Source organism: Arthrobacter sp. NPDC058127, from assembly GCF_042884555.1.
Taxonomy (GTDB): Bacteria; Actinomycetota; Actinomycetes; order Actinomycetales; family Micrococcaceae; genus Arthrobacter.
In genome coordinates this window covers 273,433-298,583 of the sequence record NZ_JBHVTT010000005.1, presented here as the reverse complement: position 1 = coordinate 298,583, position 25,151 = coordinate 273,433, and the positions used below count along the sequence as shown (strand labels likewise).

Annotated in this window: 23 protein-coding genes; 15 read left to right on the top strand and 8 right to left on the bottom strand. The window is 63.7% G+C overall.

From position 1 onward, the window contains the following. From hutU to ACFVTG_RS10640, 3 genes are all read left to right on the top strand, one after another. On the top strand, positions 1-999 hold a 999-nt coding region (hutU, locus tag ACFVTG_RS10650), incomplete at its 5' end, for a urocanate hydratase (RefSeq protein ID WP_390280207.1). 81 nt (positions 1,000-1,080) lie between these two features. After that, entirely contained in the window at positions 1,081-2,544 is a 1,464-nt protein-coding gene (locus ACFVTG_RS10645) for an aromatic amino acid ammonia-lyase (protein WP_390280205.1), read from the top strand. Positions 2,545-2,653: 109 nt separating this feature from the next. Next, positions 2,654-3,535, top strand: a complete 882-nt coding sequence (locus ACFVTG_RS10640) for a hypothetical protein (RefSeq protein ID WP_390280203.1) — start codon at positions 2,654-2,656, stop codon at positions 3,533-3,535. A gap of 277 nt (positions 3,536-3,812) precedes the next feature. Here the strand turns inward: ACFVTG_RS10640 and ACFVTG_RS10635 are convergent, their stop codons facing one another. The 3 genes from ACFVTG_RS10635 to ACFVTG_RS10625 all read right to left on the bottom strand — a co-directional run bounded on the left by ACFVTG_RS10635 (position 3,813) and on the right by ACFVTG_RS10625 (position 5,996). Then, positions 3,813-4,751 carry a serine hydrolase gene (locus tag ACFVTG_RS10635; RefSeq protein ID WP_390280201.1) on the bottom strand — a complete coding sequence of 313 codons (939 nt, stop codon included), beginning with the start codon at positions 4,749-4,751 and terminating at the stop codon, positions 3,813-3,815. Positions 4,752-4,924: 173 nt separating this feature from the next. Continuing rightward, positions 4,925-5,230: a putative quinol monooxygenase gene (locus ACFVTG_RS10630; RefSeq protein WP_284752996.1), complete on the bottom strand. Its 306-nt coding sequence runs from the start codon at positions 5,228-5,230 to the stop codon at positions 4,925-4,927. Positions 5,231-5,258: 28 nt separating this feature from the next. Then, on the bottom strand, positions 5,259-5,996 hold the full coding sequence (locus tag ACFVTG_RS10625) for a glutamine amidotransferase (RefSeq protein ID WP_284752995.1): 738 nt from the start codon (positions 5,994-5,996) through the stop codon (positions 5,259-5,261). Positions 5,997-6,381: 385 nt separating this feature from the next. Between ACFVTG_RS10625 and ACFVTG_RS10620 the strand changes: the two genes are divergently transcribed. From ACFVTG_RS10620 to ACFVTG_RS10605, 4 genes are all read left to right on the top strand, one after another. Next, the gene (locus ACFVTG_RS10620; RefSeq protein WP_390280199.1) at positions 6,382-7,776 is read left to right on the top strand and encodes an ammonium transporter; all 1,395 of its coding nucleotides are present in this window, start codon (positions 6,382-6,384) and stop codon (positions 7,774-7,776) included. Positions 7,777-7,823: 47 nt separating this feature from the next. After that, positions 7,824-8,147: a DUF6221 family protein gene (locus ACFVTG_RS10615; protein ID WP_284752993.1), complete on the top strand. Its 324-nt coding sequence runs from the start codon at positions 7,824-7,826 to the stop codon at positions 8,145-8,147. A gap of 136 nt (positions 8,148-8,283) precedes the next feature. Continuing rightward, positions 8,284-8,535 (top strand): helix-turn-helix transcriptional regulator, encoded by a 252-nt coding sequence (locus ACFVTG_RS10610; protein WP_390280197.1) that lies wholly within the window; start codon positions 8,284-8,286, stop codon positions 8,533-8,535. After that, the gene (locus tag ACFVTG_RS10605) at positions 8,535-9,731 is read left to right on the top strand and encodes a type II toxin-antitoxin system HipA family toxin (RefSeq protein ID WP_390280195.1); all 1,197 of its coding nucleotides are present in this window, start codon (positions 8,535-8,537) and stop codon (positions 9,729-9,731) included. Before ACFVTG_RS10610 ends, ACFVTG_RS10605 begins: the two co-directional genes overlap by 1 nt. Positions 9,732-9,753: 22 nt before the next feature. Here ACFVTG_RS10605 and ACFVTG_RS10600 read toward each other — a convergent pair whose 3' ends face one another. Beyond that, positions 9,754-10,650, bottom strand: coding sequence for a LysR family transcriptional regulator (locus ACFVTG_RS10600; RefSeq protein ID WP_390280193.1), 897 nt, complete (start codon positions 10,648-10,650; stop codon positions 9,754-9,756). A 112-nt stretch (positions 10,651-10,762) separates the two neighbouring features. Here ACFVTG_RS10600 and ACFVTG_RS10595 point away from each other — a divergent pair, with 112 nt between their 5' ends. Beyond that, positions 10,763-11,584 (top strand): alpha/beta fold hydrolase, encoded by an 822-nt coding sequence (locus ACFVTG_RS10595; RefSeq protein WP_390280191.1) that lies wholly within the window; start codon positions 10,763-10,765, stop codon positions 11,582-11,584. A 44-nt stretch (positions 11,585-11,628) separates the two neighbouring features. Here ACFVTG_RS10595 and ACFVTG_RS10590 read toward each other — a convergent pair whose 3' ends face one another. After that, the gene (locus tag ACFVTG_RS10590; RefSeq protein ID WP_390280189.1) at positions 11,629-13,119 is read right to left on the bottom strand and encodes a lysozyme; all 1,491 of its coding nucleotides are present in this window, start codon (positions 13,117-13,119) and stop codon (positions 11,629-11,631) included. A gap of 345 nt (positions 13,120-13,464) precedes the next feature. Between ACFVTG_RS10590 and ACFVTG_RS10585 the strand changes: the two genes are divergently transcribed. Both ACFVTG_RS10585 and mctP read left to right on the top strand, forming a co-directional pair. Next, positions 13,465-13,746, top strand: a complete 282-nt coding sequence (locus ACFVTG_RS10585; protein ID WP_284752988.1) for a DUF3311 domain-containing protein — start codon at positions 13,465-13,467, stop codon at positions 13,744-13,746. Further along, a complete protein-coding gene (gene mctP / locus ACFVTG_RS10580; RefSeq protein WP_390280187.1) occupies positions 13,743-15,440 on the top strand; it encodes a monocarboxylate uptake permease MctP in 1,698 nt (565 codons plus the stop codon). The genes ACFVTG_RS10585 and mctP overlap by 4 nt, the downstream gene beginning before the upstream one ends. A gap of 30 nt (positions 15,441-15,470) precedes the next feature. Here mctP and mmuM read toward each other — a convergent pair whose 3' ends face one another. Then, positions 15,471-16,433, bottom strand: coding sequence for a homocysteine S-methyltransferase (mmuM, locus tag ACFVTG_RS10575; protein ID WP_390280185.1), 963 nt, complete (start codon positions 16,431-16,433; stop codon positions 15,471-15,473). 39 nt (positions 16,434-16,472) lie between these two features. After that, entirely contained in the window at positions 16,473-17,963 is a 1,491-nt protein-coding gene (locus tag ACFVTG_RS10570; protein ID WP_390280183.1) for an HNH endonuclease, read from the bottom strand. A gap of 140 nt (positions 17,964-18,103) precedes the next feature. On the opposite strand from ACFVTG_RS10570, the gene ACFVTG_RS10565 reads away from it, so the two are divergent. The 5 genes from ACFVTG_RS10565 (at position 18,104) to ACFVTG_RS10545 (ending at position 23,887) form a co-directional block, all read left to right on the top strand. After that, positions 18,104-19,012, top strand: a complete 909-nt coding sequence (locus tag ACFVTG_RS10565) for a LysR family transcriptional regulator (protein WP_390280181.1) — start codon at positions 18,104-18,106, stop codon at positions 19,010-19,012. A 114-nt stretch (positions 19,013-19,126) separates the two neighbouring features. Beyond that, positions 19,127-20,224, top strand: coding sequence for a tartrate dehydrogenase (locus ACFVTG_RS10560; protein ID WP_284752983.1), 1,098 nt, complete (start codon positions 19,127-19,129; stop codon positions 20,222-20,224). A gap of 104 nt (positions 20,225-20,328) precedes the next feature. After that, positions 20,329-21,723, top strand: a complete 1,395-nt coding sequence (gene dctA, locus ACFVTG_RS10555) for a C4-dicarboxylate transporter DctA (RefSeq protein ID WP_390280179.1) — start codon at positions 20,329-20,331, stop codon at positions 21,721-21,723. Between the two features lies 1 nt (position 21,724). Further along, positions 21,725-22,852 carry a glycerate kinase gene (locus tag ACFVTG_RS10550; RefSeq protein WP_390280177.1) on the top strand — a complete coding sequence of 376 codons (1,128 nt, stop codon included), beginning with the start codon at positions 21,725-21,727 and terminating at the stop codon, positions 22,850-22,852. A gap of 138 nt (positions 22,853-22,990) precedes the next feature. Continuing rightward, complete coding sequence (locus ACFVTG_RS10545; RefSeq protein ID WP_390280175.1) at positions 22,991-23,887, top strand: NAD(P)H-binding protein; 897 nt, start codon at positions 22,991-22,993, stop codon at positions 23,885-23,887. A gap of 6 nt (positions 23,888-23,893) precedes the next feature. Here the strand turns inward: ACFVTG_RS10545 and ACFVTG_RS10540 are convergent, their stop codons facing one another. Continuing rightward, the gene (locus ACFVTG_RS10540; protein WP_390280173.1) at positions 23,894-25,108 is read right to left on the bottom strand and encodes an ABC transporter permease; all 1,215 of its coding nucleotides are present in this window, start codon (positions 25,106-25,108) and stop codon (positions 23,894-23,896) included. Between the last annotated feature and the right edge of the window lie 43 nt (positions 25,109-25,151).

The following is a 25,151-nucleotide window of genomic DNA, read 5'->3' as shown; positions in this document are numbered from 1 at the left end:
GCCGCCAAGGCCGAGCGCCGCGGCTGGTCCGTGGGCTACGTGGGCAACGCCGCCGAAGTCTTCCCCGAACTCCTCGCCCGCCACAAGGCCGGGGAGATCAGCATCGACGTCGTGACCGACCAGACCTCCGCGCACGACCCGCTCTCCTACCTGCCCGAAGGCATCACCGTGGCCGAGTGGCACACCGAGGCCGAAGCGGACCCGGAAGGCTTCACGAAGAAAGCCCAGGCCTCCATGGCCCGGCACGTCCAGGCCATGGTCGAGTTCCAGGACGCCGGGGCCGAGGTCTTCGACTACGGCAACTCGATCCGCGACGAGGCCCGCAAGGGCGGCTACGGCCGGGCGTTCGAGTTCCCCGGCTTCGTCCCGGCCTACATCCGGCCCCTGTTCTGCGAAGGGCTGGGCCCGTTCCGCTGGGTCGCGCTCTCCGGTGACCCCGAGGACATCGCCGTGACCGACGCCGCGATCAAGGAACTGTTCCCGGAGAACACCCACCTGCACAAATGGCTCGACGCCGCCGCCGAACGCGTCGAGTTCGAAGGCCTCCCGGCCCGGATCTGCTGGCTGGGCTACGGCGAACGCGCCAAGGCCGGGCTGCTGTTCAACCAGCTCGTCGCCGAGGGCAAGGTCAAGGCCCCCATCGTGATCGGCCGGGACCACCTGGACTCCGGCTCCGTGGCCTCCCCCTACCGGGAGACCGAGTCCATGAAGGACGGCTCCGACGCGATCGCGGACTGGCCCCTGCTGAACGCCCTGACCGCCGCGTCCTCCGGCGCGACCTGGGTCTCCATCCACCACGGCGGCGGCGTGGGCATCGGCCGCTCCATCCACACCGGCCAGGTCTCCGTCGCCGACGGCACCGAGCTCGCAGCGCAGAAACTCGAACGCCTCCTCACCAACGACCCCGGCATGGGCGTCATCCGCCACGCCGACGCCGGCTACGACCGCGCCATCGAAGTCGCCCACGAACGCGGCGTCCGCATCCCCATGAACCCTTAAATACATTGATTGCTCCGTAACCGTCGTTTTGACCCACCAAAACGACACCTACGGAGCAATCGATGAGAAAGAATCACTCCCATGATCGAAATCGACGGCAACCGGCTGCACCTGAGCGACATCGCGGCCGTGGCGGGTGGCGGGACAAAGGTGACGCTGGCGCCGTCGGCCGTTGAACGGATGGCTGCATCCCAACGGTCCGCTCGTGCGACGGCGCTGTCCCGTCCCGTCTACGGGCGGTCCACCGGCGTCGGGGCCAACCGCTCGGTGGCGCTGGATGCCGGGGACAAGGACCTCAACGTTCACGGCTTGAACCTCCTGCGCAGCCACGCCGTCGACGCCGGACGGGTCCTTGACCGGGAAACCGTCAGGGCGATGCTTGTCATCAGGCTCTCCCAGCTTGCTGCGGGATCGTCCGGCATCAACCCGTCCGTGGCCGACGCAGTTGTGGACATGCTCAACGCCGACGCTTTGCCCGAGGTGCGCGAATTCGGCGGAATCGGCACCGCGGACCTGCCCGCGTTGGCGGGAACGGCGCTCACCCTCCTCGGCGAGCGCCCCACGATGGACGGCAGGCGGGTCCCCGCACCGCTGGAAACGTGGGCCACCGAAGATGCGCTTCCATTCATCAGCTCCAGCGCGCTCACGATCGCCCAGGCAGCACTCGCCCACCAAAGGCTCTCCACAATCGTGGAAAACCTGACCACGGCGAGTGCCCTGTCGTTCGCGGCAATGTCCGGGAATCCCGAGGCATTGAGCCCTGAAGTCGCCCGGGCAGCTGATTCGCCTGCAGTCACCGAGATGGCCGGGGTGCTTCGCGGCCTCGTGGAAGGAAGCGGTGAACCGGCGAGGATCCAGGACCCCTACTGCCTGCGCACCCTGCCGCAGGCCCTCGGCTCAGTGGTGGAGGAGCTGGATGCGCTCGGCACTCTTTTGGAGCGTTTGGTGGTGGCCGGTCATGAAAACCCGCTGGTGTACGGTTCCGCGGAGGATGGCAGCAATGGAGTAGCCCATCACGGCCTGTTCCAGATGACCAGCCTCGCCCGCCGCATGGATGCCCTGCAATTGGCCATCGGTGCGGCGTGCGCAACGAACCTTCGGAGGATCAGCCTGCTGTGCGATCCTGCGTACACCGGGCTCCACCGATTCCTTGCGGGCGACGACGCTGGCCAGTCCGGCGTCATGATGCTGGAATACGTGGCGGCGGCAGCGGTGGGCCGAATCCGAGCCAATGCACAGCCCGTGAGCCTGCAAACGGTGGTCCTCTCGCTGGGCGCCGAGGAAGATGCCAGTTTCGCGAGCGTGGCCAGCTCCCACATGGATTCCACCGTGCGGGCGCTTTCAACGGTGGTTGGCATCGAACTCCTTTGCGCGTCGCGGGCGCTCAGACTGCAGGGCAGGACACGGGAAGAGTTCGCGAGTCCACGGTTCCGAAAGGCCTTCGACGCCGGGCTTTCGTTGCCCGCCGACGTCCAGGACCGGGATCTGCGGCCCGATGTCGACGCCGCGGTCCACCTGACCGTGCTTCCCGAATTCGGGCGCTAAGCTTGCTTAGCTATGGACTGCCGCCCCGGACGGGCGTAGCTTAATATCCAAACACCGCACTGGGGAGGTGGAGTGTTTGGCCGGGTCTCTGGGGCGCCATGGCTTTTCCGTGGTACGCCCTGTCCTTCTTGCCGTTTTCGGCGCATTGGCATGGTCGCTTTGGCTCGCAGGTCCTTCGCAAGCCACAAACGTCCTGCCGGCGATCCCGGCCGCGCCCTCAGTTTCCACAGTTACGACCGTTCCGCTGTCGTCGGTTTCGCTGTCCCCGGCCCCCTTGCCCGATCCGATCGGGCCCGTGGCCCACAGCCTGTCGTCCGTCATTCCAAGTCCGACGCAGGTGACTGCCCTTCCCGGAACCGTGTTCAACCAGCTGTCGGGCTCTACGGTGGCTCCTCTTGTCACCGGGCTCACCGATCCCACGAGTTCCTTGGTTGATACGGCGGTCGGCACAATTCCGGCATTGCCCGGGCTGCCTTCGGTACCGCAACTGCCTTCAGTGCCGGCCTTGCCGCCGTTGCCGCCGTTGCCGCCATTGCCTGGTGTCCTGGACCCTCCGGGAATAGGCCTTCCAATCGGCGCAGTCCCGGCCGTTCCGTTGATGGCTCGGACCGGCGAACTCGCGGCGGCTGATCCCACATCCCTCCGTACCGGCACGCTTTCGCCGGCCGCCGGACGGGGAACGGCAACGAGCCCAAGCATCCCCGGATTCCTTCTGGCCGATCTTGTTGTCCTGCCCCCGGCAATGCTCGCGACGACGGAAATGTCGCCGGTTCCGGGAGGCCCTCCGCCCGGCAAACAGGTCCCTCCGGCCGCGCCCCAACAAGAGTCTGGCTCGACGCCGGAATCGCAGGGCGGCTCGGCCGCCTACGGCGCGGCAGACCTCCCGGAACAGCGTGCACTGGCACCGCCCTTCCACACCGCCCCCGTCCCCGATGGCGGGCAAGCCCCCGCAGCCGAACCTGCATTCGACCCGGGGTCAACTCCCGACTGAACAGGTCGCCCCTGCCTCATGGCAGGCACGACCACCTGCGCTAAACAGCGCAAGACCAAGTTTCAGTCAGGAGAAGACCATGCAAGACGCAATCTGTGCCACGAAGACATCAACCGGCCGAATCATCGGCAATTGGCCGGATCCTATGTAGAAGGGAGGTATCTATAGCAAGCATCGCGACAGGCGCTCAGCGCCCAAAGGGAACAACGACGCCGGCCGTACAGTCAGTCTGACTGCACGGCCGGCGTCGTTGTTCTGAAGGTATGGCCAAGTCCTTCTAGAACAGGCCGCCTACCACAGCCTGGGTGAGCTGGTGGAAGATGTCGGTGCGGGCGGGGATATCACTCTCGTCCTGGCCCTTGGTGTAGACCACGAACGCGTAGGAGTTGGTCCCGTTGGTGAGGATGCTGGCGTCGTGGAGTTCGTCGTCGAGCAGTCCGTACTTATGGAAAACAGTGATTCCGGCCGGCACTGCGGCGGGGATGAGTGATTCGTAGTTGGTGTTCTGCATGTAGGACAACAACTGCGCTGTGTCCTGTTGGTCCAAGAGCTTCCCGTTATAGAGGCCGGCCATGATGCTGGCCATTTCGCCTGGAGTCAGGGTGTTGTTCTCCGGGTCATAGCTGATCCCGATCGACGTGGCGTAAGCCTGCAACTCCGGGTGGCCTATGGTGTCCATGATCAAGGACCACGAATCGTTGTCGCTATCCTGGATCATTTCCTTTATTTGGAACCCGGAGGTGTAGTCCCCCAAGGGATCGTCAAGGGACGCTGCGCCTGTTTCGACCAGGTGGTAGTACGCAACAGCCGACAGGACCTTGGCAGTGCTTGCTGCCTCGAACGGCTCCTGAACCCCGTATTGGTGCGTCGATCCATCAGACAGATCAATCAGTGCGACGCCGATCTGGTACCCGTTGTTGGCGTCGATGATCGCATTGATTTGGGCATCAAGCGCGGGGGTCACAGTTCCTGCCGCCGTCGGGGCTGGTGCGGCGGCCACGGGGGTAGCAGGGGCCACCGGGGTAGCAGCGGTAGCCGGGGTGGGAGCGGCAGCCGCCGTCGTCGGGGTTGCCGCCGTCGTTGGCTCGGCCGCCGCCGGGCCATCCGCGGGAGCCGTCGGGGCCGAGACGAAATCGGAAGCGGAGCGGGCGTGCGCAGCTGAATAGACCGTGGCCGTCAGGGTCAGGGCCAGAATGGCCGCGAAGGCTGTCAGCAAGGCCGATCGACGTCGGCGGGGACTCCAGCGGTTCCACCGACTTCTCTTTCGTCCGGACCCTTGGCCGGGACGACGGGGCTCTTGCTCTTCCATAATGAAGCAACCGTAGCTACTGCAGCTATGTAAGAGCTATGAAAATCCTGTCCGTCAGCAACGTGTCGCCTGGGTGAATATCAGGCGTCGCGGATGGGTGAGCCCAATACTGTGAAGCGGGTGCCGCCCATCTCTCCGGACAGCATCGGCATTGCCTCAGCTATGGCGGCCCGGACGGTGTCCAGCTGCAGCGATCCTTGGTGCGCTTCAGCCGATTCCCAAAGCTCGCAGACAAAGACGGTGTCCGGTGATTCTTCGTTGACGCCCACCTCGTAGAGCAAGCAGCCCGCGCCCCGGAGCTCCGGTTTCGGTCTGAGCAGGATAGCGACGACGGCGTCGCGTTGGCCGGGTTTCGTGCCGAGACTTCCCACGTTTGCAAAGGTCATGCGCCCATTGTGCTTCATCCCTCCGACGTTATTGAGGAATGGAGTATCGGCGGACAAAGTTCTTGAGGATCTTCATCGGTTCGGTCGCCCTGAACTTGCGGGCATCCGCCATCAGCTGTTCCGCGGCATCTGGCGGGAAGTATCCTGCGTAGCGGTAGGTGTCGATCCGGGTGACGAGCCCCTCGGCGTCGAGCTCCGGATGGAACTGTGTGGCGTAAAGGTTCCTCTTGACCCGGAACATCTGTACCGGGCAGGCGGCCGAACCGGCGAGTAGCACCGCGTTCCCAGGCAGGACCGTGCAGGCTTCCTTATGGCCCGTAAAGGCGACAAAGCGCTCGGACATGCCTTGAAGGAGCGGGTCTTGGAGGCCCTCCGCTGTGAGTTTGATGGTTACCCCGCCGAGTCCTTCACCGTAGGTACGGTCGATAACCGCCCCCTGGTGAAGCCCCAGGGTTCCGACCCCATAGCAGGCCCCCAGAAAGGGAAAGTCGGCGGCAACAATCCTGTCCAGCAGCTGCGCGAGTTCCTTCTCCACCCGTTTCTGTACCAGGCTCTTGTGCTCTGGTGGATCGCTCGAAGTGAAGGGGCTGCCACCCACAATCACGCCTGAATAGTCGGAGAGCTCGAACGGCGGGAGAGGCGCCGCCTCCATTCGAATGCGTTGCAGCTCCTCGGGAGCAAGCCCTCCAAAACGAAGATACGCCTGGTACTCTTCCTCGGCGGCGGCGTCTTCGGCACGAGACGCGAGCAGGAGAAACGGCTTCACAGGCTAAGTGTGCGCGCGGAGGCCGTGACGCGCCAGCGTTCGGCTGAAACATCCCCTTTGCTTGCGGTGAGCCGCCGTTCACGTGGAAGAAATGTCCGGATTTCCGTCCGCGTGGAAGGTTTTCACCTTCTTCCACCATGGATTCCGCGGAATCACGGGGATCATGGGTGCCCGCTCCGGGCGGCCTCGCGGCCGTGCGGAGGCGGCGTTAACATTCCCGAAACACTCCCGTCATGCGTTCTTCACGCCAAGCCAAGTTATGTAACGTCCCCGCAATTTTTCCTCGCATTGCTTGAAACACGGGACCGGAAATATTGGGCGGGGGAAGAACGGGGCGACGCTGCGGCGGCCCTGCTACGGCATTCCGATCAGAAGGGAAGCGCACGTGAATATCACTGCGGAAAACGTTTGGGTGATGGTGTCGGCGGCACTTGCACTGCTCATGACCCCGGCACTCGGCCTCTTCTACAGTGGCATGACCCGGGCCAAGGCCTCCCTCAACATGATCATGATGAGCTTCATCTCCGCCGGCATCGTAGGCGCCGTGTGGATCCTGTGGGGCTACTCGATGATCAGCGGGAAGAGTGTCCTGGGGATATTCGGCAATCCGTTCAGCAGCTTCGGCTCGGCGGACCTGGTCGGTTCCACCGATCTCATCAAGCTCGGCTTCAGCGCTACCTTCGCTATCGTCACCGCGGCCCTGATCAGCGGCGCCATTGCCGATCGCGCCAAATTCACTTCCTGGGTCATCTTCGTCCCCATCTGGATCACCCTCGTGTACTGCCCCTTGGCTTTCATGGTCTGGGGCGGCGGCCTCCTGAGCCCCGGCGGAGCCATCAGTTCGGTCTTCGGCCAGGTGATCGACTTCGCCGGTGGCACAGTGGTGGAAATCAGCTCCGGCGCCGCCGCGTTTGTCCTGGCATTGATTCTGGGCAAGCGCCACGGCTTTGGAAAAGACCCGAACCACCGCCCGCACAACCTCCCCTTCATCATGCTTGGCGCCGGCCTCCTGTGGTTCGGCTGGTTCGGCTTCAACGCCGGCGCGGCCACGACGTCGGCGCAGGCCGGCTTGATCTGGGTCAACACCCTTGTTGCCCCAGCGGGGGCCATGCTCAGCTGGTTGGTCACCGAGAAGATCCGGCACGGCCACCCCACATCCTTGGGTGCCGCATCCGGCGTCGTTGCCGGCCTCGTGGCTATTACTCCGGCCTGTGCCAACGTGGCTCCCGCCGCAGCCCTTGGCCTGGGACTGGTGGCTGGAGCTGCCTGCGCCGTGTTTGTCGACCTGAAACACAAGTTCGGCTTCGACGACTCCCTCGACGTCGTGGGCGTCCACCTCGGTGGCGGGCTTGTCGGAACGCTCGCCCTCGGATTCATCGCGCTGCCGGTGAACGGCAAGGGTGGAGGATTGTTCTACGGCGGCGGACTCCAGCAGCTCGTGGCGCAGATCGTCGCCATTCTTGTCACCCTTGCAGTGTCCGGAATCATGACGGCAATCATTGGCCTGGTCATCCACAAGACCGTTGGTTTCCGGGTCAGCCACGAGGCGGAGCTCGCCGGGGTGGACTTGTCCGAGCACGCCGAGACGGCCTACGAATTCGGTGGCATGTCCCGGAGCCACTTCAACGCCCTCCCGCACGCCGCTGTCCTCCCCCACGTCAACATCCCGGTTGCCGCTGCGCCCGTCCCGGCTTCAGCCCGAGCCGCGGCCGCCGCTGCGGCCCCCGGGGCCACAGCCGCCGTCGAGCGCCAGCGCGAAAAGCAAGCGGACCCCGCTTAGCGGTAGCAGGCATTTCCGCGGCCGCGGGGGGCGCGTACGCTCAATTTGTGGATATCGTCGATTTCCTCTCTGACCGCCTGAATGAGGACGAGGCTGCGGCGCGGAAACTCCTGGGCGACCGTTCCGTCTCCGAAGCGGGCAAATGGTACGAGCGACGCCTTCTCCTGGAATGCGAATCCAAGAGAAGGCTGCTCAGCATCGTGGAATCCGCACGGCAGACGGCCCTGGCCACGATGGTTCGCGGCACGCTTGGGGATACCCCGCAGTGGATCCCGGAATCGATCGAATGGACCACGAAATCGTTGAATGCCCTCGCGCTGCCCTACTCGGACCATCCGGACTTCGAGCCGGAATGGCTCGCGGGGACGTAGCTGGTTGGCGTTTCCGCGATCCAATCTTCATGTAGAAATCGGCAGGATCTTGCCGAAACGGCGCTTAGGCTGTCCCATAGCAGCCTAAATCATCACTTTCGGCAGCATCTTGCCGATTTTGGCATATTGGTTCAGAATGGATCTAAGAAATAGCCAAATCGGCAACATCGTGCCGGATCATCGGAGACTCGTGGAAGACCTAGCGGCCATTGCGGCCACCATACGGAATGCACGCAAAGAGGCCGGAATCACGCAAGCAGACCTTGCCGACCTTGCCGGGACCTCCGAAAGGACCGTGCGGGCGATTGAGACGGCCACCGGAAATCCTTCGCTAGGGGCCGTCGTGGCAGTAGCGAACGCCGTAGGCCTGCACATGGCGGCGGGCTAATGGTCGAGGACTTTCAGGAGTTGAAGTTCGTCCGTGCAGCGGACGTTCACAAAGGCGGTGTCCTGGCGGGCCGGCTTGCCCGCACTGACCACGGCGGGGTCATTTTTTCCTACGTGGCGGAGTACCTGGCTTCCGGCCGGCCCGCCGTTGCCAGTTCCTTGCCCTTGACGGAGATTTCCGTGGAGACTCCCGCCGGCGCCCTTCCGCCGTTCTTCGCCGGCCTGCTCCCCGAGGGGCACCGGCTTAGCGTGCTCAGGGACGCCACCAAAACCAGCCTAGACGACGAACTCACCCTCCTGCTCGCAGTCGGAGCCGATGCCCCCGGGGACGTCCAAGTGGTCCCTGCCGGCGAAATTCCAGTGGAACCGGCACCCCTGGCCGACACGTCCAGGCCCGAGGAACTGGACTTCGCAGCACTTGCCAGCGCAGTGGACCGCCATGCCATCCCCGGCATCCAAGACAAGGCAAGCGCCTCCATGCTGACCACGCCGCTGTCACTCAGAGGTCAACGGTACCTACTCAAACTCGACCCGCCCAACCATGCACACTTGCTAGCGAATGAAGCGGTGCATCTCTCCGCCGCCAAGGACCTCAAGATCCCTGTAGCGAAGAGCCGCATCATCACCGACATGCACGGGTTGCCTGGGTTGCTAGTGGAACGCTTCGACCGTGTCCGGGACAAGGACCACATCTGGGTGCGCTTGCCCATGGAGGACGGAGCCCAGGTCATGGGCCTGCCACCGGCTTCCAAGTATTCGGTGACATCGGAGGACGTCTCTGCTGCGCTGGCCGGGCGGTGCAAAGCCCCACTCGTGGCGAGCCGCAATCTGTACCTGCAGTTTGTCTTTGCTTGGCTGACCGGGAACGGCGACCTCCATGCCAAGAATCTATCGATCCTCGCGGGCCGGCAGGGAAGATTCGTCATGGCCCCGATCTACGACATTCCATGCACCTTGCTGTACGGAGACGACTCGCTCGCGTTGCCGGTGTCCGGGAAAACCAAAAACCTCAAGGCGAAGCACTGGGCCGATTTTGCCGCGGCCCTCGGCTTGCCACAACGCGCTGCCACCGCCGCCAATGCATTGGCCCTGTCAGCTTCTGGAAAGGTCAAGTTGGAGGACCTCTCGTTCACCGGGTCGCCGCTCCGAGGTGCCCTGCGGGAATTACGGTTCCGGCGAGGTGAGCTGGAGGGCTGACTGGCGCCTCGGGAAGCATTGCCTACGCTGGCTTAGCCACGTGCAACCTAGCATGGGCCACCAGCTGAGTGGTCAGGGGCGAGGCGTCGTTCCGAAGCCAGACCAATACCGTGGGCACAGGATAGGACACTCCGGCAAACGGGCGCCACACGACGCCGGGCGGATCACCGGGCACCACCTGATGCGGCGTTTTTAAGGACACACCAAGCCCGGCAGCCACCAGGCTCATGCTGGTTGCAATACTTGGCGACCAGCGGTGTGGGCCAGGGATCATGCCGCCGTCCATCATCAAACCCAGTACATGCTCGCGAACGTCGGGGTCGCCGTCGCGCTGCAACCAGATCAATGCCTGGCCGTTTAGATCCGTGGGACTGATCGCCGTCAAGCTTGCCAGCGGGCTACCCGACGGAACAGCCACACCCATAGGTTCCGTCTCCAAGGTCAGCACCCCTAGGCGTTCATCTCGGGGTGGCACTGCATGAATGAAGACCGCATCAAATTCCCCGTCAAGAAGTTTCAAGACCCCTTCCCTCGCCGCCGCGGCTTTGATGTCTACTTCCGGCCCGGCCCCGTCCGTACCAAGACCGCTGAGCAGGGCTGCAAGCAGCGGGTATGCCACCCCTACGGCTACGCCCAGTTTGAGCGCGCCGCGCTGAGGACTGCGGATCTCTTCCATTGCTGTCAACGCGGCATCGTGAGCTTGAATGATGTGCTCCGCTTCCTCTTGAAGGCGGCGGCCGGCATCTGTGAGCGAAACGTGGTTGTGTGTTCGGTCGAGGAGCCTGAGCCCGAGCGATTTTTCCAAAGCCTTGAGTTCCTGGCTCAGCGCGGGCTGGGCGATGTGGAGCCTGACGGCGGCTTTGCCGAAGTGCAGTTCCTCGGCCAACACAAGGAATCGCCGGAGTTGGCGGATCTCCATGTCCCATCATAAAAATTTGTGATCGTCCGAGTCCATAGCCGTCTTGGACGCCGGAGGTCATCCGGGCGTCCAATGAAAGGGAAGGATAACAGCGATCGGAAGGGTGAAGACGATGCGCACCATTGAAGGGACAGCCTTGGTAGAGACCAACGGCACCACAATTCACGTTGAGGTATCAGGCCACGGGTCTCCAGTCCTCTTGGTTCCCGGCGCCGCCGGTGACGCCCGGCAGTACTCCGATCTGGCCCGGCTATTGGCCGAAAACCATAAGGTCATCTCCTATGACCGTCGGAACAATGCTCGCAGCCCCCGGCAAGAGGATTGGGAGAAGACCTCGGTTGAGCAGCACGCCGCCGACGTTGTTGCCCTACTGGAGGCGCTCGGGACCCAGCCATGCGTTGTGTTTGGAAACAGCACCGGGGCACTGATAACGCTGGCTGCCGTCCTGAAGGCTCCCAAGCTCTTTTCCGGGGCAGTCCTGCACGAACCAGCCCTCATGGGCGTTCTGGCCAACCCCAATGACGCCATGGCCACAGTGCAACCTGTTATTGCAGCCGGCACGGAAGACGGAGGGCTCGCCGGCGGAGCCGAGGCCTTCATCAGGTTCGCGGCAGGGGATGCCGCTGCCCTCCTGCCGCCAGACTTCTTCGAAGCACTCCGGAACAACGCCAGGGTCCTGCTTGAAGGGGAGTTCGGTGCCTTTGCGTCTTGGCGGCCCGAACCGGCAGCCTTGGCAGAACTGACCGTGCCACTGGCCGTGCTCAGTGCCGAGCAGACAGCACCTTTCTTCGTAGAAGCCGCCGAGTGGATAGCTTCCCATGCTGGCATCAGTCGCCGGACTGTGCCTGGCGGACACATGGGCTTCCTAGACCACACGCCGGAGCTGGCCAAGGCGATCGATGAGATGTTTTCGGCAGCTACTCAAAACGGCTAGGAGGGTGGCCGCCTCCGCTGTTTCGCTCACAGAAAGCCTCGCGCTTAGTGCGTCGTCCCGAACTTTGTGTTGTACCGGTACATGAACGCCGCCATCGCATCCCGATTGACAGCTAGATACGGACGATAGGTCTTGCTTCCATCGGACTCGGTCCAACCCGTGCTGATGCCGCTGTTTGCGAGCCAGGTGATCTGCTTGTAGAACGGGTTGTCAGTAGCGACGTCGGTGAATGGTGAAGTCGCCGGCGCTGTGAAGGCCGGGCTACCCGCGAGGCGGTACATGAAAGCTGCCATGGCGTCACGGTTGACCGCCAGATATGGCCGGTAGGTTTTGCTTCCGTTGGCTTCCGTCCAGCCGGTACTGATGCCGTTGTGTGCGAGCCAGGTGATCTGCTTGTAGAACGGATTGTTCGTGGCAACGTCCGTGAATGGCGATGTCGCCGGAGGGGCGAACGCCGGGCTGCCCATCAGGCGGTACATGAAGGCGGCCATTGCGTCCCGGGCTACCGCCGTCAGGGGGTTGTAGTTCCTGGACCCGTCGGTTTCGGTCCACCCAGTGGAGATGCCACGGGACCCGAGCCAGTTGATTTCAGTCGTGAACGGATCACCGGAAATATCCGAGAAGATGGGGCCCGGGTTGGTAGCGAAGTCGGCCAGCTGGGTGAGTGTGCCGTTGAAGACGTCCTGGTCGCCGGGAAAGATGCCTGAATCGGAGTTCTGCCACAAGGTGTAGTCCGGCCAACTGGCCGGTAGCGGTCCGGGGTCAGTCGCCCAGGACGAGAGATGCAGGGGGTGGTTCCCGAATCCGGCCGCGCCTCCGGTACAGTCAGTCCACCAACTGGTGGAAGTGTAAATGGCAGGCAGGCGCCCGGTCCGGGAGAGGATGGTCGTGGCGAAATCGGAGATCCAATTCACCATCTCACCTTGGCTCAATCCGTAGCATTCGCTTCCATAGGGATTGGGTTCCAAGTCCAGCAAGGCAGGGAGGGTCTTCCCGTCCGGGGTCCAAGCCGCGCCGCTCTGCAGAAAGTAGCTGGCTTGGTCCGCTCCGGACGACGAAGGGTCCGGCAGCGCGAAATGGTATGCGCCGTGCAGGAGTCCGGCGTTTGCGGATCCCGCATATTGGGTTGCGAAGTACGGGTTGGCGTAGCCAGTTCCCTCGCTCGCCTTGACATAGGCGAACTTGGCGCCATTCGTGGCCGCGGTGTGCCAATCCACATCGCCTTGGTGGCTGCTGACATCCATTCCCGGCACGCCGGAAGCTACCGAAGCGGGCGCTACGGCCTGGGCAGACATCCGCATTGGCGCGGTGGGCTCATGACTGCGGATCGTTGAACCCATCGCGTGGTCATTCGAGGTACTTGACGTCGCGGACGGGGATGGAGATGGGGTAGTCGTCGCGGAAGCGGCGCCTGCTCCAGGCGCGCCGAGAACGATGCCCGCCACGAGAAGAGCTACATACCCGGCCATGCCCTTCCGGATACCGCGCCGAACGGGATTCTGCCGCTTGGGAGCGCGCGGGATCGACGCGTTCATTGGAATTTCCTTCCGTTTTGGCAACGGAAGAGACCCGCGCCTGCCACCAAACGCCCGCAGGAGCGGACGTCACGGATACTATCAGCTCAAATCAAGACGAATGACAAACAGGCGGGGTCCGCCGTGCGGGTCCTGCCCTCTCAGACAACGACGACGGCGGCGCTCCCGACAGTGCCGGCCGGCACCAGGACTACCTGGCGAAAATGCGTGGGCCACTTCCCCTGTCAAAGAATTAATCCAGAATCTATTCTGTTGATGGACCGGTACATTTGCGGTCCATCAGGCCACCGGCAAGTCCCGGGAAGCCCATCCCGCTCCGGGGGCCGTCTCTATGAGGAGGCGTCCATGTCAACTCCCGATGTGCCGACCCGGGGGCCGGCAAGGCCCGGCCCGTATATTGCGGCCGGAATCCTGCTAGCAATCGCCATTCTGGTTCCGCTGTTCGTTCCGGCGTATTCGATTGATCAGCCCCGGTTAGCTGGCATGCCGTTCTTCTATTGGTACCAAATGCTCTGGGTTCCGATCACTGCGGGCATGGTGGGCGTCTCCTACCGGCTGGTGACCAAGGAGGACCGCCGTCGCCGCGAGGCAGCGCGGGGCGCACGCACTGAGGAGCAGGAACAATGAGCGCGCTCACCGTCCCGCTGGCGACCACAGCGGATCGGCCAGTCAACGGCGTTGCGCTCACCGTCGTCGTCGTCCTCTTTATCCTGGTGGCGGTGCTGGGCTTCTTCGCGGCGCGTTGGCGCGCTGGCAAGGAGACGGGCCTGCACAGTCTCGATGAGTGGGGCCTCGGGGGCCGCGGTTTTGGAACCTGGGTCACGTGGTTCCTCCTGGGCGGGGACCTCTACACGGCTTACACCTTCGTGGCCGTGCCGGCGGCAATGTGGGCAACCGGTGCCGTGAGCGGATTCTTCGCGGTGCCGTACACGATCGTGCTCTACCCGATCGTGTTCCTGTTGATGAGCCGTCTGTGGTCGGTCTCGCACCGTCATGGGTTCGTCACGCCGGCTGACTTCGTGGGCGGGCGCTACGGCAGCAGGGCACTGACGGTTGCGGTGGCCCTCACAGGCATTGTCGCGACCATGCCCTACATTGCGCTGCAACTGGTTGGCATCAAGGCGGTGCTCACCGTGCTGGGCCTCGGCAGCGCGGAGAATGTGCTGCTGACTGACTTGCCGCTGATCATCGCCTTCGTGGTCTTGGCCGCTTACACCTACACCTCGGGCCTTCGGGCGCCGGCGCTTATCGCCGTCGTGAAGGATCTGTTGATCTACCTCGCCGTCATCGTTGCTGTGATCTACCTGCCGATCAAGTTCGGCGGCTGGGACAACATCTTTGGTGCAGCCCAGACGAAACTCGACGCCATCAGTCCGGCCACAGGCAAGCCGGCCGGCGTCTTCATTCCGGGTGCCGCCAGCTATTCGGCGTACTGGACGCTGGCTCTTGGCTCGGCGATGGCGCTGTTCATGTACCCGCACTCGGTCACCGGAGTCCTGGCGACCAAGAGCAGGAACACCATCCGCAAGAACGCCGCGGTCCTTCCGCTGTACTCGCTCATGCTGGGATTCCTTGCCCTCCTGGGTTACGCGGCAATCTCTGCGGGCACCAAGCCCATTGACCTGAACGGTGCAGTCAATCCGCAATTGGTGGTTCCCCAGTTGTTCCTGGATAATTTCCCCGCATGGTTTGCAGGGATCGCTCTGGCGGCTATCGCAATCGGCGCCTTGGTCCCGGCCGCAATCATGTCGATCGCTGCCGCCAACCTGTTCACCCGCAATATCTACCGCGACCTGATTCGGCCCGACGCCGACCCGCGGCAGGAAGCGAAGGTCTCCAAAATCGCCTCGCTCGTAGTGAAGTTCGGGGCGCTGATCTTCGTGATCGCGATGGACCAGTCGGCCGCCATCAATATGCAGCTCCTCGGTGGTATCTGGATCCTGCAGACCTTCCCGGCGATCGTGGCAGGGCTCTACACCCGATGGTTCCACCGCTGGGCGCTCTTCGCAGGTTGGGTAGCCGGCATCATCTACGGAACCGTCGCGGCGTACAACGTGGTCAATCCAGTGACGAAGGCGAACTTCGGTGGTTCCATCGCCCCCATCCCAGGCACCAACGTGCAGGTCTACATCGCGGTCGTAGCGTTTGCCATCAACCTCATTGTTGCTGCCGTCCTGTCGCTGGTGTTCCGCGCAATGAAACTCCCCGACGGGAAGGACATCACCCGGAACTCGGACTACGGAGCTGACGAGGACGACCCCAAAGTTGCCCAACTCCAGCGCGAGTACCCGCTGGGCGAAACAGGAGGCGGCACGTTCTAGCTGGATCTGTGCACTAGCTGGATCTGTGCACTAGGGCTTCATCGACAACCTTGCCACGTCAGCGATATCCCGCGGCGTCGTCCGGCAGCACCCGCCAATGAGGCGGGCCCCGAGGTCGCGCCAGGCGCCAACCCCATCGGCGAGGCTCGACGGACCCCCGGCCCTTGCCCCGGCGACAGGTCCCCACGTCTTGGTGACGGCGTCGTAACTTTCGCCCGAGTTCGGGTACGCGAGCAGCGGCTTGTCCGTGGCATTGCGCAGGGCCTCAAGCGCCGGGGAGACCAAGTTCAACGGCACGCAATTCACGCCGATCGCCGCCACACGCGGCTGGGTTCCACAAAGCGCCGCCACCCGAGCAAGGGGCGTGCCGTCGCTGATGTGTCCGCCGTCCCGAAGCGTGAAGGAGAACCAGGATTCGACGTCGAACTCTTCCACGAGCGCCAAAAGGGCCTCAGCCTCCGCGAAGGACGGCAGCGTTTCACAGGCGAGCAGGTCCACCGAGGCCTCCACAAGCGCCGCAATGCGGGGCCGGTGGAACTCCTTGAACTCGCGCTGGGTGAGGACGTAGTCGCCCCGATATTCTGAACCGTCGGCGAGAAAGGCGCCATAGGGACCGATAGATCCGGCAATCAGCAAGGGCCCAGCCCCCGGGTTTTCCGCCAAGTGCTCGCTCCGAGCCTCGTCCGCCAAGCGAACGCTTAAGGCCACTAGCTCCAAGGCTTCCGCCTCGGCAATGCCGCGCCGGGCAAATCCCTGGGGCAGGGCTTGATAGCTCGACGTGATGGCGATTTCGGCGCCGGCGTCGAAATAGTCGCGATGTACCTGCTTGATCAGCTGAGGTTGTTCCAAAAGGACCTTGGCCGACCATAGCGGATCGTCCAAATCGCAGCCGCGTGCTTCAAGCTCGGTGGCAAGTGCGCCATCCACTGTCAGGTTTGCACCCGAATCAAGCATGCAGGACAAGCTGATGCTGTGGCTGCTCCTGCTGTCCATAGCTTGAGCCTACGATCCTTCCGGTGGGTTTGCGCAGGCCTAGGCTGACTGGCGTAGTTCGCGTTGGTGGCGCCCGCGAAACAGGTCCCCGAAATAGTGCGCAGCCATGACGGGCGGGTCTCCATTCACATGGGTTCCTGGCAGGGGTGGGGCTGTTGATCGGTAGGTGTGTCCGGTGGGGGTGCGGATGTCGAGGACATGCCGTGTGCCGGGGTGGGTTCGTGCTGTCCAGCCGGGGAGTTCCTTGGTGTGGTTGCAGGCTTCGCACAGGCCCGCGCCGTTGGCCAGGCTGGTGGGTCCTCCGTCGTGCCAGGGGATGATGTGGTCGAAGTGCCTGATCGGTGCGTCGCAGTAGGGGGTTCGGCAGGTGTCGTCGCGGGCTTGGATGAAGCGCCGCAAGCCGGCCGGGAAGAGCCGGGCCCGGGAATCGGCGGCGACAAGGTCTCCGGTTCCGGGGGCGGTGAAGAGACGCCGCAGCCAGACCTTGAAGGCCCGGTCCTGGCCGGACTGGCCGGGACGCGGTCCACCAAGTGCGGGCTGGCCGGGCGCGGCGTGCTCGTTCCCGAGCCGGCCGGGCGCGGCTGTGCCGTGGTTCCCGGTGAGGAGTTCCCTCGCCCAGCCGGCGGGCACGATCCCGTAGCCCGGCAGGCGGGCCGGTTCACTCTCGCCCTGGAGAAGGGTCCGGTCGGTCATGACGAGCTGGACTTCAACACCGCTGATCCCTGCGGTGGTGCCGGTGGTGCGTTCGACGAGGGCGTCGGCCATGATCTGTCCCCGGGTCCGGGCGTCCCCGCCGGAGCGCAGCGAGTCTGCATGCCGGGTCAGGGCCGCGTGCACGGCCACGCCCTGCGCGACCGGAAGAAGCGCGGTCAGATAGGTCATCGTGTCCGGTGCCGGGCGCAGGCTCACGTGCCGTTCGGTGGCGGCGTGGCTGGCGCGCTGGGTCACGGAACGGGGGTCCCGCCGGTAAGCCGCGGCCCGGGCCGCCGCGATGATGGCCTTGTCCCCCACCCCGTCGAAGGTTCCGGTGTCGGCGGCCAGTTCCTCGTCCACCGCGCAGCGGTCCTCGGCGGACAGGCAGGCTGTTTCCTTCACCAGCAGGGTCGCCCGCCATTCGGTGAACTGGCCGGTGTCCAGGGCGGCGAGGGTGTGTGGCATTTCGGTCACCAGCGCCTTCGCCAAGCCGAACAGCCGTGATCCGCGGGCGGGGGATTCCCTCCGGGCCAAAGCAATTTGAGCTCCGACGCCGCGGCCGCGTTCCTCGGCGGGCACACCTGCCGCCGCGTCGGCGCTGCGCTGGGCGGCATCGAACGCGACGGCAATCCGGGCCTGCGCAGCGGCGGCCGCGGACTTCAGGTCCTCAAGGGCACGCAACTGGTTGATAAATTCGGCGCTTTCAATACCGGGCCGAAGGGAGCTCACCACATCGATCAGGTCCCGCAGCCGGACATCCGGCACGGCAGCATCCGGAACTGTGCCGCCGCTTGGCGCGCCCGTCCAGATCAGCTGCGTTCCCTGATTGCCGTCCATAAGAAAAGCCTCGCAGGGACCACTGACATTATTAGGCTGGAGAACCGCGCCCAGGCGAAAATCTTGAGAAGCAGCCGGACTTTTTGGGGCGGGCCAGCCCCCGATAGCCCAGACCGCCGCCCAGCCAGAGGAGCCGCACTGTGGACACTCGAAAACTGAAGTACTTTCTAGCCGTCGTCGATCACGACGGGTTCAACCGCGCCGCCGAACACCTGCTGATCGCGCAACCTTCGCTTTCCCAGACCATAGCGAGCCTGGAGAAGGAACTCGGCGTTCCGCTGTTCCACCGCATCGGCCGCCGGGCAGTCCTCAGCGAAGCCGGCAAGGAGCTGATCGGCCCGGCCAGACTCGTCATGCGGGATCTCGACGCCGCACAATCAGCGGTCCAGTCACTCCAGGGGATCAGGAGCGGCCGACTCGACATCATCACCATGCCGTCCCCCGGCATCGAGCCGCTGACGTCCATGATCGCCGCCTTCACCAAGGTCTACCCCGCAGTCCGGCTCAACATCAGTGCCGCCTTCACTCCCGAAGAAGTGATCGAGTCAGTCCGGAACGGCAGCTCCGAGATTGGACTGGCCGGCTCGCCTACGCCGATCCTGGTCCCCGGCGTCCAGGTCCTCGAACTCGAAAAGCAACCGCTCATCTTGATCGTCAACCCGCGGGCCGACACCTTCGGCGCCGAGCAAACGGCAATCCAACGGGAGGATCTCGGAGGCCAGCGCATCATTGCCAGCCAGCGAGGCTCCCTCATGCGTTGGCTCGTCGATGATGCCCTGGCGCACGGCGTAGAGGTGGAGATCGTTGTCGAAGTCGCCCACCGGACCTCCATATTGCCCCTCGTTCTGGCGGGAGTCGGGCACGCGGTGATGCCGTCGTCGTGGGCTCCTACCGCGCATAAAGCGGGGCTGCGCACCCTGCTCATCGAACCGGTGAGCCATCTGGACGTCGCGGTCCTCAGCCGCAAAGACAACCTCACCCCCGCGGCCAAGGCGTTTTTGAAGGTCGCTGCGGAACACACCGAGCGCACCAACGGCCAAAATCAATAGGCGCTGCCTATCAGTCGTATCGAAACTAAGTCTTGGACGCCGCCTACCCGCCGCCCGTCTACTTGAAGAGGAAAGCAGTGTGACTCTGCTAACAAACTCAACGAGGAGGTAGGCATGAGCGCCACCCAGAAATTCAGCATCGCATCGATCCCCGCAGACGGCGTCGGCAAGGAAGTTGTCTCGGCAGGCCGCCGCGTCTTGGACGCCCTTGCTGCGAACTCGAACGGCAAGTTCGCCTTTGAATGGACCGAGTTCCCGTGGGGCTGCGGCTACTACGAGAAGACCGGCCAAATGATGGACCCCAAGGGCCTGGACGCCCTCAAGGACTTCGACGCCATCTACTTCGGAGCCGTCGGCTGGGAGAACGTCCCGGACCACATCAGCCTCTGGGGTTTGCGCCTGAACATCACCCAGAACTTCGACCAGTGGGCCAACATCCGCCCCGTCAAGTTCCTCCCCGGCATCGAGTCCCCGCTCCGCAAGGCTGACAACACCGAGCTCGACTGGATCGTTGTCCGCGAAAACAGCGAAGGCGAATACGCCGGACTCGGCGGTCGCAACCTGAGCGGTCGCGGCCCGGGCAACGAAGTGGCGCTGCAAACCGCGCTGTTCACCGAGAAGGGCTGCGAGCGCATCATGCGTTTCGCGTTCGAGCTCGCCCGGACCCGCACGGTCAAGAAGGTCTCGTCCGTCACCAAGTCCAACGCCCAGCAGTACGGCATGGTCCTCTGGGACGAAACCTTCAATCGCGTCGCCCTCGATTACCCGGACGTCCAAACTGAAAGCGTCCTGGTTGACGCAATGAGCGCCAAGTTCATCCTCCACCCGGAGGAACTGTCAGTGGTGGTCGCGTCCAACCTGAACGCCGATATCCTCTCGGACCTCGGTTCCGCCCTCGCCGGCAGCCTCGGCCTCGCCGCGAGCGCCAACCTGAACCCGGAGCGCCGCTTCCCCAGCATGTTCGAACCAGTCCACGGTTCCGCGCCGGACATCGCAGGCAAGGGCATCAGCAACCCGATCGGCGCCATCGCCAGCGCCGCCCTGATGCTGGACCACTTCGGCCTGCGCGAAGAAGCCCGCTTGGTCGAGGCGGCCATCGAGCAGACCACCGCCGCCGGGTACTTGACCCGCGACGTCGGCGGCGAAGCCAACACGGACGACGTCACCGAAGCGATCATCAAGGCACTTACGCACACCCTCGCCGCTGTCTAACGCGGAGGTCCCTTCCCAACGCTCGCAAGCTCGCGTCGGGGCCCTCGGGACGCCGCTTACCCTTTCAGCATTCTCCAGAGATTTTCCACAATGAGGTAGGAATCATGGGACACACATCAACCGCCGGTCATCCGACTCCGGCACCCAAAAAACGCTGGTACCGGCAACTGTATTTCTGGGTTCTGACCGCCATTCTCATTGGCGTCCTGCTCGGCTGGCTCGCGCCGACTGCGGGCATTGCCATGGAGCCGATCGGGACCACGTTCGTCAATGCGATGAGGATGCTCATCGGCCCGATCGTCTTCCTGACCATCGTCGGTGGGATCGCGAGCGTCGCGGACCTGAAGAAGGTCGGGATGACGGGCCTGAAGGCCCTCACCTACTTCCAGCTCGGCACCATTTGTGCTTTGGTGTTCGGCCTGGTGGCGATCAATATCTTCCGGCTCGGCGAGGGCGTCAACGCCACTGCCGGCACCATCAAGACCACCGATGCCGCCGCCAAACTCATCGACGCCGGGGCGCACCAGGAATGGTGGCAGTTCCTGACCAACATCATCCCCACGAGCATCGTCCAGCCTTTCATTGCGGGCGATATTCTCCAGATCATCTTCATCGCGGTAGTCTTCGGGATCGCGTTGAACGCGCTGGGCAAGCTCGGCGCGCCGGTGCTCGACGGCGTGCAGCGGCTCACCGGCGTGATGTTCAAGATCCTGGGCTTCATCATGAAGGCCGCGCCGCTGGGTGCCTTCGGTGCCATGGCGTTCGCGGTCGGCAAGTACGGTGTGTCCTCCTTGACCAGCATGGGCGGGCTGATCGCACTCTTCTATGTCACTTCGATCCTCTTTGTGGTGGTGGTCCTCGGCTCGGTCATGGCGTTCCTGAAGCTGAACATCTTCACGATGATCAGGCACTTCAAAGAGGAATACTTGATCATTCTGGGCACCTCGACCGCCGAACCTGCGCTGCCGGGCCTGATGCGCAAACTCGAGCACGCCGGCGTCAAGAAAGAGACTGTAGGGCTCGTTGTCCCCACCGGCTACAGCTTCAACCTCGACGGCGCAGCGATCTACCTTTCCCTGGCCGCCGTATATATCGCCCAAGCGACCAACACGCACCTGAGCATCGGCCAGCAGTTGGGCCTCATCGCCGTCATGCTGCTTACGTCCAAAGGTGCTGCGGGCGTCGCAGGCGGCGGCTTCATCGCCCTCACCGCAACGTTGGCCACCATCGGTACCATCCCGGCCGCCGGCATCATGCTCATCTTCGGCATCGACAAGTTCATGTCCGAATGCCGTGCCCTCGTCAACTTCACCGGCAACGCTGTCGCCACGCTGTTCATCGCCTGGTGGGACCGCACCCTCGACGCCGACCGCGTCCGCCGCGTCTTCGCGGGCGAAGTTATGGAGCCGATTCAGGTTCCTGAAGTTCCGCCGCACGCTGCCGCCGTCGAGCCTTTTCAGCCCGCTGAACGCCGCCCGGCTTACTCGGACTCCATCTGACATGGCGAACGCATCCGCCCCGAAGACCGTCCTCATCGCGCCCGACAAGTTCAAAGGCAGCCTCACCGCCAGCGAGGTGGCGGACGCCCTGGCAGTCGGGCTGCGTTCCGTCGGAGCGGTTCGGTGTGAGCTGCTACCGCTGGCGGACGGAGGTGACGGCAGCGTCGATGCCGCCGTCGCCTCCGGGTTCGCTCGCCACGCTTTCGTAGTCCCCGGCCCGACCGGACAGCCCGTGCAGGCGATCATCGCGTTCGACGGCGTCACTGCTGTTGTGGAAGTAGCGAACACTTGCGGTTTGGGGCTGTTGCCGGACGGACGTCTTTTGCCGCTCGATGCGTCGAGCCGCGGTTTTGGCGAGGCTGTTCTCTTTGCCCTCTCGTTCAGGCCGGCGCGGATCGTCCTGGCACTCGGAGGCAGCGCCAGCACCGACGGAGGAATGGGCATGCTCACCGCCCTGGGCTACCGCTTCCTAGATGCCTCCGGCTGTTCTTTGGAGGGCAACGGGCGGAATCTTGGCCTTGTTCATTCTGTGGATGCGCCTCCTGGGCTGATTGGTGTGGAGCTGATTGTCGCGAGCGATGTGCATAACCCGCTCTGCGGGCCGGACGGTGCGCCGGCCGTGTTCGGTCCGCAGAAGGGCGCATCGCTTGCGGATGTTGCAGCGCTCGACGCCGGTCTGACGCACTTTGTCTCTGTGCTCACTTCGGGCGGGTTTGAGAGTGCGGCTTCCCTTGCCGAGCATCCCGGCGCCGGAAGCGCCGGCGGGGTCGGCTTTGCGTGCATGTTGCTTGGCGCTTCTCAAGTTTCCGGGGCGGACTACTTCCTGGACCTCCTGGACTTCGACGCCCGGAAGGAAGGGTGCGACCTTGTGGTGACCGGCGAGGGCAGCATCGACGAGCAGACCCTCGCCGGAAAGCTGCCGGCCGCCGTCGCGCGCCGCTCGGGCACCCGGCCGATCATCGCCGTCGCGGGCCGCTCGTTGCTGCCGCGGGAGCGGTGGTCCGAGATGTCGCTCTCGCGTGTCTACACACTGACGGACTACACGGACCGGGACTCGTCGAAGGATCCTGGGTTTTCGGTGGAACTGCTGCGGCGGATCGGGCGGGAGATTGGGGAGGGGTTGGAGTGAGGTACTCCCCCCAACCACCTCTCGCCGTGCAATCCACTGCGCGATATGTTCGGAGGGTCTCGAACTGAGTTGTAAGAGCCTTGTCACCGGACTGGCCGAGCGAGGCTTGGTCTTCGTCCCTGCACGAAGGAGCACTCCATGACTGACACCAAACCGGTCCTCGTCGTCGGCGGCACTGGCCATGTCGGCGGCAAAGTGGTCGATGAACTGCTCGCAAGGGGAAAGAGCGTCCGGGCGTTGGTCCGGCCAGGATCGGACGCGAGCAAGCTCGAGGCCAAAGGTGTCGATATTGCCCGCGGCGACATGCTCGACCTTGACTCTCTCGTCGCCGCTATGACAGGGGCCGACGCCGTTATCACCTCTGCGGCCGGGTACACCCGCCGGGACAAACGGGCCTTGGAGATCGACACGACCGGCAACACCAACCTAGCCGTCGCTGCGAGCCGGACGGGTGTCAGGCGATTCATTCTGGTCAGCATTCTCACCTCGGACCAGACACCGGACGTCCCGCATTTCTGGCACAAGAAGCTCACGGAAGACAAGCTGGAGGAACTGGGTGTCCCGTTTGTCGCACTTCGCCCCGGCGCGTTTCTCGACCAGATCACCCAGATGGGAGGAGACCCCTTCGAGAAGAAGCGCCTCACGTGGTTCGGCACCAAGACCGTCCCGCTGACCTTCGTGCTCACCTCCGACCTCGCCTGCTACCTCGCAGCTGCTGTCGACGCGGACATCGCCGACGGCGAGCGGATCGACATCGGATGGGACCGAGCTGTCAGCATGCAGGATATCGCGGACCTCGCGTCGACTTTTGCGGGTGAGCAAGTCCGCGTGCGCTCGATGCCGGCCGGGTTGGTTCACGCGCTCGGCGCGCTAATGGGACCTTTCGTCCCTATGGTCAAGGACATGAGCTCCATGCTCGCATGGTTCGAGACCGGCAAATACGTCGCGGACACTTCGCGCCAAGCCGAAGTATTCGGACCGGTCCCGACGGCGGAAAACGCGGTCGCGCGGTTTGCTCGGAGTCTGGGGCACTAGGGGGAGCTACAAGTCTCTCAGCGAGGAATCCGCGTCGAGCCGAGCGAGTCTTGCGACGTGGCCGATGGCTCCAAGGCACAAGAACAAGGGCACGCAGAAGAGTGCTCCGAGCACGAGCAGCCAGTTGGGCATTGCCCACGCAGCCACCGGCAGAAGGTCGAGTTGCAGGCCGCTGAAGACCGCCGTTCCTACGATGGAGCAAAAGGTTCCCAGGAACGCCCCAACCAGGCCGATGATGAGACCCACTACTGCCAACTCGACCATATAAACCCCTGCTATCGAGGCCCCCGACCAGCCGATGGCCTTGAGAAGACCCACCTCGCGGGCCCTCTGCTTTATCCAGCTGCCACCAACGGACACTCCAACCCCGAGGCAGAAGATGATCAGGAACCCACCGATCACCCAACTGACAAGGGCGAGAAGCGCAAACAGTCCTGACAAGGACCGGATTTGGCCCGCAACGCTGTTCACCGAGTATCCGAGGGCTCGAACTTGGTTTTGCACGTTGATCACTTCGTCTGCTGAGTCAACGCGAACATATGCGCGGGGATAGGTTAACCCTTTGGCATTTGGCCGAGCGTTGGCGAGTGTTGACTTGAGTAACTCGCGAGATACGTACGCGGCCTGCGCGCCATCCGTGCCCGGCGACGAGTTGTCATAGATTCCTGACACGCGGAGAGAAACGGAAACGGGTTCTCCGTTGCCGGGGCCGATTTCCTTCGTGTACACGAAGCTCATTACCTTGCCGAGCAGCTGAGCGTACTTCTGACCCTGTCCCCTGTCGGGGAGCAGGATCTGGCCTACCCCAGGGCCGTCTCCGGGCACGTCTCCGAGCAGTACTTTTGGGGCGATGCCACTGATAAATGGCGTCCCCATGAATGCACCGGGGTTGTTCTGAGATGGCCAGTTCGCCGGATCCTCGATGGCGAGGTCAATTTGCGCCCAGCCGGAGGACCCCACCACGTGATCGATTTGGTCGAACCGGGACAACGAGTCGTCGGTGATCTCGCGAGCTGAGTCTGGACCGACCGATGTCACCTCAACGTAATTCAGGGCGGAGTTGGTGGTGATCTTGTTTGAGTATGAACTTATGCCGGCCCCGACGATGCTGTCGGCGAAAATGAATACCGCGATGCCAAGACTCATCAGGACCGCGAGTGGCCTCAATTTCGATAGAGAAAGCCGCACTGACCTCGCAGCAAGGATTCTATTTCTGTTCACGGAGCAACTCCTTCATAGGAAGCTGACGGTGGGCCACCTGCTG